Here is an 11,460-nt window from a genome sequence, read left to right as displayed (position 1 = left end):
GGCGTGGGCGCGGGTGCCGGTGTCGGTGCAGCCGGAGCCACGGAGACGGGCGGCAGCACCACGCTCGGCCAGCCGCCGCTGCCGACCGACGGCACGGTGCCCGGCGCCCCCGATGGGATGAGCGGCATCGATGCGGGTACCGCGCCGTGGGGTGTGACCCGTGACGAGGACCGCGGCGACACCCCGCTCTACGACAGGACGGACGCGGCCAACCGCGCACCGGGTGACGAGGAGCGACCATGACCGACGCCACCCCGACGCCTTCGGAGCAGAAGGCGGAGACCACCTCATTGGGCGACCTGCTCAGCGAGGTCACGAGCGACCTGTCCACGCTGATGCGACAGGAGCTGGAACTCGCGAAGGCCGAACTCAAGCAGTCCGCGACGCGGGCCGGCCGCGGAGCGGGCATGCTCGGCGGGGCGGGCTACGGCGCGATGATGGCGGTCTTCTTCCTCTCCGTCGCGCTGTGGTGGGGTCTCGGCTACTACGTGACCGGTCTCGGCTGGTCGGCCGTGATCGTCGCGGTCATCTGGGCGCTGGTCGCCCTGGTCCTGTTCCTGGCGGGACGCACGCAGTTGAAGAGCATCGAGGGGGCGCCGCGCACGGTGGACAGCCTCAAGCGGATCCCCGATGCCGTGAAGAGGAATGAGGAGAACAAATGAGCGATTCACCCGACGCGATCCGTGCGGACATCGAGCGGACCAGGGCGGAGTTCGGCAGGGACGTCGACGCGCTCGCCGACAAGGTCACCCCCTCGAAGGTCGTGCACCGGCAGACGCAGAAGATGAAGGGTGCCGCGCGCTCCGTGGTCGACCGCGTCATGGGCGTGGCCGACGACGCGGGCAGTCACGTGGGCGACGCGTCGTCCTCGGTGGCGGATGCCGGCCGGCACGCCGTGGCGAAGGCGCAGGGCAACCCGCTCGCGGTGGGGCTCATGGCCTTCGCCGCCGGGCTCGTGGTCGCCGCCGTCATCCCGTCCTCCACGAAGGAGAAGGAGCTGGCGGGCGAACTGAAGGAGAAGGCCCAGCCGCTGGTCGACGAGGTCACCGAGGTCGCGAAGACCGTGGGCGAGGATCTCAAGGAGCCGGCGCAGGAGGCGTTCGCGGCCGTGAAGGACGAGGCCGCCGGTGCCGCCGAGCACATCCGCGATGACGCGACCCACGCGGTGGACGAGGTCAAGGGCAGTGCGCAGGACGCCCGCGACACCGTCACCGGAAGCTGATCGGCGAGCGCTCCCCGGGGTCCGTTGCCGCGGCACGGCACCGGACCCCGGGCTCTGTAGCCGGTCGGGGGCTCCGGGCGCAAGCCCGTTCTCCGACCGGCTCCGTCATGACAGGGTCATGATCATGAAACTCGTCTCCTACGCCGGGCAGCAGGTCGTCACGACGGACGACGTGGCGGACGCCCTGGTCACCCTGGCCGCCTCCCTCGCCAGCGAGGGCGAGTCCGCGGCCGTGCAGATCCCGATCCACGTGGACGGGGAGAAGGACAGTGCCGACCTGATCGTCGGCGTCGGGAACGACCTCCTGGTCGGTCCGCAGTCGTCGAACGGCGACGACCCGGACTTCTCCGCGGACGCGGCAGCCCTGCGCGAGCACCGCTTCTACCCGAAGCCGACGGCCGAGGACGGGGATGTCGACGACGACGGACTGCCGGCGATCGACCTCGACCTGGACCGCGGAGTCTGACGTGTCGCATCCGCAGACGCTCGACGTGCCCGAGGAGGGCGCCGCGCACACACCGTCGAAGGCGCTGTGGGCGTCGGTCGCGGACGGGTTCTACGTGGGCAGCCACGCCGGAACCTTCCTCGGCTACGTCGACCGCCAGCCCGGGGGCCTGTGGCGCGCCTTCGACTCCGCCTCACAGATCATCGGCGACTTCACCGACCATCACACGGCCATCGCCGCGGTGACCGAGGCCATGACGGACGACACCGCTGCAGGGGGACACCTCGGATGACGATCGACCACGCGCTGCTCTCGCTCGTCTACTGCAGCACCGCCACCCGCGCGTTCGACGACGACGAGCTCGAAGCCCTGCTCGCCTCGAGCCGCGCGGCGAACCAGGCGCGGGAGATCACCGGTCTCCTGCTGTACCGCGAGGGCGAGTTCGTGCAGATCCTCGAGGGCGAGGAGGGCGTGGTCGAGGCGCTCATGACCCGCATCTCCGAGGATCCGCGTCACCACGACGTGCGGGTGCTCCTGCGCGAACCGCTGCACGAGCGCCGGTTCGCGGACTGGACGATGGGGTATCAGCCGATGGTGGCCGCCGAGCCGCGCCTGGCCGAGGGGTACCGCGACTCGTTCGACGATCTGCGCGTCGGCGATCACGACATGATCGGCCGGGCGCTCATGGAGCTCACGATGTGGTTCCGCGTGCGGCAGGCCGCGCAGCGGGCCGAGGCTCTGGAGATCCGGTAGGGCTGCGGGCGGTAGGCTGTTCGAGTGGCTGCCTCCCCCACCAACCCCTATTCCGAAGCCGGTGTCGATACCGCTGCCGGCGATCTCGCGGTCGAGCTGATGAAGTCGTCCGTGCGCGCGACGCACGGACCCGAAGTGCTCGGCGGCGTCGGCGGTTTCGCCGGCCTCTTCGACGCGAGCGCGCTGCGCGACTTCCGGCGTCCGCTGCTGGCGACCAGCACCGACGGCGTCGGCACCAAGGTCGCGATCGCGCAGGCCATCGACAAGCACGACACGATCGGGCAGGACCTGGTCGGCATGGTCGTCGATGACATCGTCGTGGTGGGTGCGAAGCCCCTCTTCATGACCGACTACATCGCGTGCGGCAAGGTCGTGCCCGAGCGCATCGCCGACATCGTCCGCGGCATCGCCGGGGCGTGCGCGGCCACCGGCACCGCGCTGGTCGGTGGCGAGACGGCCGAGCACCCCGGACTTCTCGGACCGCGCGACTACGACGTGGCGGGAGCCGCGACCGGCGTGGTCGAGGCGGATGCGATCCTCGGCGCCGAGCGCGTGCAGGACGGTGATGCGGTGATCGCGGTCGCCTCCAGCGGCCTGCACTCCAACGGCTACTCGCTCGTGCGTCACATCATCACGGGCGCCGGCATCTCGTACGCCGACACCGCCGCCGACTTCGGCACCACGTGGGGCGAGGCCCTGCTGGAGCCCACCCGCCTGTACACGCTGCCGCTGCTGCGCCTGATCGAGCAGCTCGCGGGCGGCGTGCACGCCCTGAGTCACGTGACCGGCGGCGGCATCGCGGCGAACCTCGCGCGCGTGCTCCCGCAGGGCAGCTGGGCCGAGGTCGACCGCGGCACGTGGTCGCCCAGCCCGGTGTTCCGCGTGCTGAGCGACATCGCCGGGTCGACGCTGGAGTCGGCCGAGGGCACCTGGAACCTGGGCGTCGGCTTCCTCGCGGTGGTCGCCGGCGACAAGAAAGACGCGGCGATCGCGGCGCTGGACGCCGAGGGCATGCCCGCGTGGCAGGTCGGCACCGTCGGCTTCGGCCCGCGGCCGACCGGCGAGTTCGAGCAGGGCGCCAAGGGCGTCGACGGTGGAGCGGTGCGCCTGGTTGGCGCCTACGCGGACGGAGCGAAGTAACACCCCATGTGCGGCATCGTCGGAATGGTGGGGACAGCCCCGGTCAATCAGGACATCTACGACGCGCTCCTGCTGCTGCAGCATCGCGGGCAGGACGCGACGGGCATCGCCACGGCGGAGGCCAACGGAGTGATGCACAACGCGAAGGCGCAGGGCATGGTGCGCGAGGCGTTCCGCACCCGCGACATGCGCGCGCTGCTCGGCAACGTCGGCCTCGGCCACGTGCGCTACGCCACCAAGGGCACCGCGTCGAGCGAGGAGGAGATGCAGCCGTTCTACGTGAACGCGCCGTACGGCATCATCCTCATCCACAACGGCAACCTCACGAACACCCGTGAGCTCACGGCCGAGATGGCGAAGCGCGACCGCCGCCACCTGAACTCGTCGAGCGACACCGAGCTGCTGCTCAATGTGCTCGCGGGCGAGCTGCAGGCCACCACGTCGACGGTCGACCTCGACCCGGAGCGCATCTTCGAGGCGGTCGCCCGCACCCACGAGCGCATCGAGGGCGCGTATGCGGTGATCGCGGTGATCGCGGGCTACGGTCTGCTGGCGTTCCGCGACCCGTTCGGCATCCGGCCGCTGATCCTGGGCCGCCGTCCGTCGACCGTGCCCGGCGCGGAGGGACGCGACGAGTGGGTCGTGGCGAGCGAGTCGCTGGTGCTGGAGAACGGCGACTACGAGGTCGTGCGCGAGGTCGAGCCCGGCGAGGCCGTGTTCATCACGAACGACGGCGAGCTGTTCACGCGGCAGTGCGCCACGGAGACGCACCTCGCGCCGTGCGCGTTCGAGTACGTGTACCTCGCCCGCCCCGACTCGATCATGAACGGCATCTCGGTCTACGAGTCGCGCCTGCGCATGGGCGACAAGCTGGCCGATACGATCGCCAAGCACGTGCCGATGGACAAGATCGACGTGGTCATGCCCATCCCCGACTCCTCGCGCCCGGCCGCGATGGAGGTGGCCCGCAAGCTCGGCATCGAGTACCGCGAGGGCTTCTACAAGAACCGCTACGTGGGCCGCACGTTCATCATGCCGGGGCAGGCGGTGCGCAAGAAGAGCGTGCGCCAGAAGCTCAACGCGATGTCGGCCGAGTTCCAGGGCAAGAACGTGCTGCTGATCGACGACTCGATCGTGCGCGGCACCACGTCGAAGGAGATCATCCAGATGGCCCGCGACGCCGGCGCCTCCTCGGTGACCTTCGCCTCGGCGGCCCCGCCCGTGCGGCACCCGCACGTGTACGGCATCAACATGCCGTCGCGGCACGAGCTGATCGCGCACGGCCGCACGATCCCCGAGATCGCGGAGGAGCTGGGCTGCGACCACCTGGTGTACCAGGAGGTCGACGACCTGAAGGCCGCGATCACCGAGGGCTCCGTGCTGGAGGATCTCGACATGAGCTGCTTCGACGGCCGGTACGTCACCGGCACCGTCACCGACGAATACCTCGCCTGGGTGGAGGGGTCGCAGACCTCATGACGGCGCCGAGTGCGCGACCGCTCTGGAAGGGTCGGGCTCTCGCGCTGGTCGGGATCGTGCTGGTCGCGTTCTCGCTGCGGTCCGCGGTCGCCTCGCTGTCTCCCGTGCTCGACCACGTCGCGGAGGACTTCCCGGTCTCGTCCGTGATCGTGGGGCTGATCGGGGCGGCGCCGCCGGTGTGCTTCGCGCTGTTCGGCCTGCTGACGCCGCTGTTCGAGCGTCGGTTCGGCCTGGAGCGGATGGCCGTCGTGGCGATCGTGCTGATGGCGGCCGGGATGCTGCTGCGCGGTCTGGCCCCGGACTCGTGGAGCCTGCTCGCGGCGACGGCCGTGGTGTTCGCGGGGGTCGGTTCGGGCAACGTGCTGCTGCCGCCGCTGGTGAAGAAGTACTTCGCCGACCGTCTCGGCGTCATGATGACCGCGTACTCGACCACGCTCGCGGTCTCCACGTTCCTGCCGCCGCTGGTCGCGGTGCCCGTGGCCGACTCGCTCGGCTGGCGCATCTCCCTCGGCATGTGGGGCGTGGTGGCGGCGCTGGCGCTGGTGCCCTGGGTCACGCTGCTGGTGCGCACGCGCGGGGAGCGCGATCGTCCGATGCCCACCGAGCTCCTGATGCCCGACCCGACCGACGGCGTGGACGATGTGCGCGACGCGGTCGCCGCCTCGACCGGACCGATCACGACCCAGTCGGCGAGCCCGCGCGTGTTCGGGCGGCTCTGGCGGCTGCCGCTGGCGTGGGCCCTCGCGCTCGTGTTCGGCACCTCGTCGACCATGGCGTACGTGGCGTTCGCGTGGCTGCCGACGATCCTGGTCGACCTGGGTGGCGTCAGCCCGGCGACCGCGGGCTTCCTGCTGTCGCTGTTCGCTCTGGTCGGGCTGCCCTGCTCGATGCTGGTGCCCGTGCTCGTGGTGCGGTTCCAGGCGACGCGGCCGCTGTTCCTGGTGGCGGTCGCGGCGGGACTGGTGGGGCTGCTCGGGCTGCTGCTCCTGCCGACCGTGGCGCTGCCGCTGTGGGTGGCGATCTTCGGCCTCACGGCCATCATGTTCCCGCTGAGCCTGGTGCTGCTGAGCATCCGTGCCCGCACGCCCGAGAGCGCCGTCGCGCTGAGCGGCTTCGTGCAGAGCATCGGCTATGCGATCGCGGCTGTCTTCCCGCTGCTGGTGGGGCTGCTGCACGAGACGACCGGCGGGTGGCAGGTGCCGCTGCTGGTCGTCGCCGCGGTGCTCGTGGTGTCGATCCCCGCGGGTATCGTCGCCGGTCGCCGCCGCACGATCGAAGACGAGTGGGAGCGCCGGCACGGCCACTGGTGACGAGGGCCGCGAGGCGGTAATCTAACGTGTTACCTCTCTTTGCGTGGCGGTCTGCACCGCCGGAAAGCGGTGTGCCCGATGGACATGACATCACCATCCCGAGTCAGGACCGGTGCGGCGACCCCGCAGCCGGACGAACCCGGTGAGCGCTTCCTCAGCATCTCCAGCGTCGTCATCGCGGTCGTCTCGCTCGTGTGCGGCTTCGCGCTGTTCCCGCCACTGGTCGGTGTGATCGCCGGGCTCCTCGGTCGGCAGCGCGAGCCACGGGGGCACGCGATCGCGGCGTGGGGCATCGCGCTCAACCTCGTCGTGCTGTTCGGCTGGGTCCTGCTGCTGGCGGTGCTCGTGCTCACCGGCACGTTGACCGCACTCCTGCACCCGTAACCGCCCGGACACGACGAAACACCCGCACGAGGTGCGGGTGTTTCGAACCGGGAGGCTAGGCCTTCTCTAGTTCGTCTTCGTCTTCGTCCGCGTACTCATCGGCCCACTTGTCGACGTAGGCGTCTTCGTCGGAGTCGCTCGAATGCCCGAGCTCGCGCTCCAGCGCCGAGTAGTTCACCGACGGACTGTACGCCTTGAGTTCGCGGGCGATCTTTGTGTGTTTCGCCTTCTGACGGCCACGGCCCATGCCTGAGACCCCCTCACGAGTTAAGCTGCGGGCAGACGGGCGCCCGAGTCATTCACGACACCGGCTCGCGGCCGGTAAGAGTAGCATTCAGAATAGCATGCGGGGAACACGCCCTGGCCGATGCCGGGCCGCCGAAGGGAGCGATCTTCATGACCGACAGCACCTCGAACCCCTCCGATGAGGCCACGCAGAACGCAGCGCTGCAGAAGGCGGTGATCGTCGGCATCCAGGTGGATCAGGATCCGCGCGTGCTCGACGAGGCCGTCCGCTTCGCCCGCCTGCTGAACGCGCCGCTGGTGGTCGCGCACGTCGACGTCACCCGCTTCGTGACCTACGAGGACCCCGACGGCTACGTGCACTCGGCGCCGATCGACATCAACTTCGACGCGGGAGCGGCGGAGTTCGAAGCGGTCGAGGCTGCCGCTGCCACCCAGCTGCGCGACCGCGGCATCACCTGGACCGCCCGTCAGCTCGTCGGCGATCCGGCGCTGGCGATCAAGCAGCTCGCGAACAAGCTCGATGCGCAGCTGATCGTGGTCGGCACGCGCAAGCGCGGCCTCGGCGAGTCCATCCGGGAGTTCTTCACCGGCTCGGTGGCGGCACGTCTCACGCATCGCCAGCATCGCTCGGTGCTCGTGGTGCCGCTGGGCGAGCTCGTGCCCGACGACCAGAAGGAGATCTGGCCCGAGTAGTCGGACAGACGCGAGAGGGCCCCGTCGACCATTGTCGACGGGGCCCTCTCGCGTCAGCCCGTGTGGATGACGATGCCGCGTGCCGGTGCGAGGGGGCGCTCCGGCGGGGATGCCGTTGCCGTTGCCGCGGTCGTGGGCGCCGGGAGCTGCGGAGCGGACCGATCCGCCGCCGGTGTCGGACGCGCGGTCGGGTCCACCGGCGGCGGGGTGTTCACGATCCCGACCGGCTCAGGCCCGCGGTGACGCCGCGCGCGGCCTCGTCGAGGGCGTTCTCGAGCTCGGTGACGATCGTGGCGGGGAGCAGCCCGCCCTTCGCCACGTGCGTGCGCAGGTCGGTGCGGACGCGTGCCCGGAACGCGTTGATGATCGCATCCGCGCGGTGGAGCTCGTCGCGGCTCGTGAGGCGCGCGTCGTCGGTCTCCGTCCGGGGGCGGCTCTTCGCCGCGGCCCTGTCGTCCTTCGCCGCGGTCGCGAGGTCGGCCCGCAGGCTCTTCATCGCCTCCTGCACGCTCTGGCGCACCTCGTTGGCGATCAGGCGCACCGAGTCGGTGATGCCCGCCTCGATACCCGCGAGGTCGGCCTCGCGCGAGGCGAGCTCGGCGCGTCCGGCCTCGGTGATCGCGTAGATCGTGGTGCGGCCGTCGACGGTCTTGGTCACGAGGCCCTCCTCTTCCAGCTTCGCGAGGCGCGGGTAGATGGTCCCGGCGCTGGGCGTGTAGGTGCCGCCCGTGCGATCGGTGAGCGACTGGATGATGCCGTAGCCGTGCTGCGGCGACTCGGCCAGCAGCGACAGCAGATACAGCCGCAGGTCGCCGTGCGAGAAGACCGCGGGAGTCATGCTTCCTCCCATTCGGGGTCGTCGGCGATCGAGGCCGGAGTGCGGCGCAGCACCGTGACCCCGCCGGAGACGGAGTTGGCGCGCAGGTCGACGAAGCGCCCGGCGAGCTCGCCCGTGGTGCCGGTGTAGTTGCTCGGACCGGACGAGCTGCGCTCGACGCCGTCGATCAGGAGGCGGCCGCTGAGCGAGCGGATCACGTAGTTCGCGGCGAGCGACTCGTCGAGGCGCACGGTGGTGCCGCCCGACACCGAGTTGACGGTGATGGTGTTCACGTCGCCCGCGGCGTCGATCGTCGTGGAGCCGGAGACGATGTCGACGACCGCCTTGCGCACGGTGCCGGTCACCGCGACGTCGCCCGAGACGCTGTTGGCGTTGATGGAGCCGGTGAGGCCGCGCACCTGCACGTCGCCGGAGACGGAGTTGACGCTGAGGTCGCCGATGAGGGTGTCGACGATGATGTCGCCCGAGACGGTGTTGAGGCGGGCGTCGTTGCGGATGCCGGAGACGAGGGCGCCGGCGCTGACGACGCCGAGGGTGAGGGCGATCGACCGGGGGACGGCGACGCTGACCTCGGCGCGCGGGCCGCCCGAGCCGAAGTTGCGGAACACCTCGAGGAAGTTGTCCCAGCCGAGCTGCGGGTGGTCGATCTCGACCTCGCCGTCGTGGGACTCGATGCGGAGGTCCTTCGTGGTGACGCCGTGCACCTCGATGCGGATGCCCGGTTCGTCGTGGGCGATGACGTCGACCTGTCCGCCGACCAGGCCGATCTTGAGCCGGGTGGCCGACTCGATGTCGATGATGCGTTCCTCGCCGGGGGCGATGAGCCACTTCTCGGTCATGTGCTTCTCCTTGAGTCGGAATCACGATATATCGTGTGTTCCTCAGTGAACACGATATATCTCGATGTGTCAAGGGTGACCGCCAAGACCGCTTGACATTGACGTTGCGTCAACTTCTACCGTGGAGACATCACACCGAGAGGAGGAGACATGACGAAGGCGGACTGGTCGATCCAGGAGATCGCACGGCTCGCGGGCACCACGAGCAGGACGCTGCGTCACTACGACGACATCGGCCTGCTCCCGCCCTCGCGCATCGCCGCGAACGGCTACCGGCACTACGACGGCGAGGCGCTCGTGCGACTGCAGCGCATCCTGCTGCTGCGCGAGCTCGGACTCGGACTGCCGCAGATCGCCGACGTGCTGCGCGCCGACGCCGCACCGACCGAGGCCGCAGCCCTCGAGACCCACCTCGCGCTGCTGCGCGCGGAGCAGAACCGGGTGGCGCGGCAGATCGCGTCGGTCGAATCCACCATCACGGCATTGAGAGGAGGTGAGAACCTCATGGCAGAGAACATGTTCGACGGCTTCGACCACACCCAGTACAAGGAGGAGGTCGAGGAGCGCTGGGGTCGTCAGGCCTACGCCGACAGCGACCGCTGGTGGCGCGGGATGACCGACGCCGAGCGCGCCGACTGGCAGCAGCGCGTGTCCGACCTCGGACGCGACTGGGTCGCCACGGCCGAGAGCGGTGCCGATCCCGCGTCCCCCGAGGCGCAGGAGCTCGCGCGACGTCACGTCGAGTGGCTCACGGGCATCCCCGGCACACCCGCCGCGGCGCCCGGCGGCGACGTGAAGGCGTACGTGACCGGGCTCGGCGAGATGTACGTCGCCGACCCGCGCTTCGGCGCGAACTACGCCACCTCGGACGGCGGCACCCGCGGCGCCGAGTTCGTGCGCGACGCCCTCCGCATCTACGCGGACGGCAACCTCTAGCGGGTCCGGCCCGTCGCCCCGCTCCTGTCACCGGGAGCGGGGTGACGGGCACAGGCTCAGCCGGACGCCGCGCCGAGGTGACGGGCGAAGAAGCGAGCGGCGTCGTCCGCAGCGAAGGCCGGCACCCCGGTGTGGCCGCCCAGGTTGGCCTGCAGCGTCTTCTCCGAGGAGGCGAACGCGTCGAACAGCTCGAGGGCCATCGCGCGGTCGTTGCCCTCGTCGTCCCACTGCAGCAGCACGTGCACCGGGATCGTGATCCGTCGGGCCTCGGCGAAGGTCGCGCGCGGCACGTAGCTCCCGGCGAACAGGCCCGCGGCGACGATCCGCGGGTCGACAGCGGCCAGGCGCGTCGCGACCGCGATCACCCCGCCCGAGATCCCGACGCGCTCGCCGATCTCCGGCAGCGCGAGCACCGCGTCCATGGTCCGCTGCCACTCGGGCACCGCCGCGTCGACGAGCGGCAGGATCAGCCGATCGATCAGCTCGTCGCTTGGCGCGCGCGCTTCGTCGAGTGCGCGGACCAGGTCTGCGCGGGCCTCGGCGGCACCGGCGAGCGGTGTGCGCTCGCCCGCGCCGGGAAGCTCGATCGCGACGGCGGCGAACCCCTGCGCGGCACACGCCCGCGCCCGGCCGGCGAGACGGGAGCGCATTCGCTGCAGGCTGAAGCCGCCGGGCTGGCCCAGCAGGACGAGCGGAACGGGGGTGTCGGGAGAGGCGGAGACGGGGGTCCAGAGCACGCCGGGGACGCCCCCGAGGACGAACTCGTGTTCGATGACGCCGTCGCTGAGACGCGGCGCCGAGGTGAAGTGCATGGTCATGGTCGTACCTTTCGGCCGCCACCACCTCCTCGCCTCGGGCACGGGATCCCAGGCTACCGCGCGGTCGAGGGCGGACGCCGTACCGAATCCGGACGGCGGCGCGCAAGGGGGCGCTCCGCGGCGACGCCCGGGCGTAGGGTCGGGTCATGGTCCACCGACGTCGGCGCTCGAACGCCGCGCCGCTGTTCGTCGCCGCGGCCGCCGCCTACACGGCGAACTGCGCCCTCGGCGCCTCGGTCGCCCTCCGCCTGGTCGACACCCGGAACTTCCGGTGGCTGCACCACGCGCTCTACATCGCCACCTGCGCGACCGCGGCGCTCGCCGCCAGCGCCGGGCTGTGGGGCGAGGGCGGCGCGG

At 70.8% G+C, this 11,460-nt stretch carries 16 protein-coding genes and 1 pseudogene; 13 read left to right on the top strand and 4 right to left on the bottom strand.

Features of this window, described 5'->3' with window-relative positions; translation table 11 throughout:
- The 10 genes from DW309_RS19820 to DW309_RS18480 all read left to right on the top strand — a co-directional run.
- Positions 1 to 243, top strand: a 243-nt coding sequence (locus tag DW309_RS19820; protein WP_205812865.1) for a hypothetical protein, incomplete at its 5' end; no start/stop codon positions are given.
- The gene (locus DW309_RS18520) at positions 240 to 662 is read left to right on the top strand and encodes a phage holin family protein (RefSeq protein ID WP_136029164.1); all 423 of its coding nucleotides are present in this window, start codon (positions 240 to 242) and stop codon (positions 660 to 662) included. The genes DW309_RS19820 and DW309_RS18520, both read left to right, overlap by 4 nt.
- Positions 659 to 1,222 (top strand): DUF3618 domain-containing protein, encoded by a 564-nt coding sequence (locus DW309_RS18515; protein ID WP_136029167.1) that lies wholly within the window; start codon positions 659 to 661, stop codon positions 1,220 to 1,222. The genes DW309_RS18520 and DW309_RS18515 overlap by 4 nt, the downstream gene beginning before the upstream one ends.
- A gap of 124 nt (positions 1,223 to 1,346) precedes the next feature.
- Positions 1,347 to 1,688, top strand: coding sequence for a hypothetical protein (locus DW309_RS18510; protein ID WP_136029170.1), 342 nt, complete (start codon positions 1,347 to 1,349; stop codon positions 1,686 to 1,688).
- Position 1,689: 1 nt separating this feature from the next.
- The gene (locus DW309_RS18505) at positions 1,690 to 1,959 is read left to right on the top strand and encodes a hypothetical protein (RefSeq protein ID WP_136036060.1); all 270 of its coding nucleotides are present in this window, start codon (positions 1,690 to 1,692) and stop codon (positions 1,957 to 1,959) included.
- Positions 1,956 to 2,420: a BLUF domain-containing protein gene (locus DW309_RS18500; protein ID WP_205812864.1), complete on the top strand. Its 465-nt coding sequence runs from the start codon at positions 1,956 to 1,958 to the stop codon at positions 2,418 to 2,420. The genes DW309_RS18505 and DW309_RS18500 overlap by 4 nt, the downstream gene beginning before the upstream one ends.
- Before the next feature lie 24 nt (positions 2,421 to 2,444).
- Complete coding sequence (gene purM, locus DW309_RS18495; RefSeq protein ID WP_136036061.1) at positions 2,445 to 3,560, top strand: phosphoribosylformylglycinamidine cyclo-ligase; 1,116 nt, start codon at positions 2,445 to 2,447, stop codon at positions 3,558 to 3,560.
- Between the two features lie 6 nt (positions 3,561 to 3,566).
- A complete protein-coding gene (gene purF, locus DW309_RS18490) occupies positions 3,567 to 5,039 on the top strand; it encodes an amidophosphoribosyltransferase (RefSeq protein WP_136036062.1) in 1,473 nt (490 codons plus the stop codon).
- Positions 5,036 to 6,349 carry an MFS transporter gene (locus DW309_RS18485; RefSeq protein WP_136046217.1) on the top strand — a complete coding sequence of 438 codons (1,314 nt, stop codon included), beginning with the start codon at positions 5,036 to 5,038 and terminating at the stop codon, positions 6,347 to 6,349. The genes purF and DW309_RS18485 overlap by 4 nt, the downstream gene beginning before the upstream one ends.
- A gap of 84 nt (positions 6,350 to 6,433) precedes the next feature.
- The gene (locus DW309_RS18480) at positions 6,434 to 6,733 is read left to right on the top strand and encodes a hypothetical protein (protein ID WP_136036064.1); all 300 of its coding nucleotides are present in this window, start codon (positions 6,434 to 6,436) and stop codon (positions 6,731 to 6,733) included.
- A gap of 55 nt (positions 6,734 to 6,788) precedes the next feature.
- Here the strand turns inward: DW309_RS18480 and DW309_RS18475 are convergent, their stop codons facing one another.
- Positions 6,789 to 6,980 (bottom strand): DUF3073 domain-containing protein, encoded by a 192-nt coding sequence (locus DW309_RS18475; RefSeq protein WP_136029183.1) that lies wholly within the window; start codon positions 6,978 to 6,980, stop codon positions 6,789 to 6,791.
- Between the two features lie 149 nt (positions 6,981 to 7,129).
- Here DW309_RS18475 and DW309_RS18470 point away from each other — a divergent pair, with 149 nt between their 5' ends.
- Complete coding sequence (locus tag DW309_RS18470; protein WP_136029185.1) at positions 7,130 to 7,672, top strand: universal stress protein; 543 nt, start codon at positions 7,130 to 7,132, stop codon at positions 7,670 to 7,672.
- 211 nt (positions 7,673 to 7,883) lie between these two features.
- On the opposite strand, the gene DW309_RS18465 is transcribed toward DW309_RS18470, so the two are convergent.
- Both DW309_RS18465 and DW309_RS18460 read right to left on the bottom strand, forming a co-directional pair.
- Entirely contained in the window at positions 7,884 to 8,510 is a 627-nt protein-coding gene (locus tag DW309_RS18465; RefSeq protein ID WP_136029187.1) for a PadR family transcriptional regulator, read from the bottom strand.
- Positions 8,507 to 9,349, bottom strand: coding sequence for a DUF4097 family beta strand repeat-containing protein (locus DW309_RS18460; RefSeq protein ID WP_136046216.1), 843 nt, complete (start codon positions 9,347 to 9,349; stop codon positions 8,507 to 8,509). The genes DW309_RS18465 and DW309_RS18460 overlap by 4 nt, the downstream gene beginning before the upstream one ends.
- Positions 9,350 to 9,499: 150 nt before the next feature.
- On the opposite strand from DW309_RS18460, the gene DW309_RS18455 reads away from it, so the two are divergent.
- Positions 9,500 to 10,285, top strand: a complete 786-nt coding sequence (locus DW309_RS18455; RefSeq protein ID WP_136046215.1) for a MerR family transcriptional regulator — start codon at positions 9,500 to 9,502, stop codon at positions 10,283 to 10,285.
- A gap of 56 nt (positions 10,286 to 10,341) precedes the next feature.
- Here DW309_RS18455 and DW309_RS18450 read toward each other — a convergent pair whose 3' ends face one another.
- Positions 10,342 to 11,103, bottom strand: a complete 762-nt coding sequence (locus DW309_RS18450) for a dienelactone hydrolase family protein (protein WP_136046214.1) — start codon at positions 11,101 to 11,103, stop codon at positions 10,342 to 10,344.
- Between the two features lie 146 nt (positions 11,104 to 11,249).
- Between DW309_RS18450 and DW309_RS18445 the strand changes: the two are divergent.
- Positions 11,250 to 11,460: pseudogene (locus tag DW309_RS18445) on the top strand (hypothetical protein); the annotation flags it as partial.

Origin of the sequence: Microbacterium sp. K41, from assembly GCF_004794395.1 — a bacterium.
GTDB classification, from domain to species: domain Bacteria; phylum Actinomycetota; class Actinomycetes; order Actinomycetales; family Microbacteriaceae; genus Microbacterium; species Microbacterium sufflavum.
This window is presented reverse-complemented; position numbering and strand designations above follow the sequence as displayed.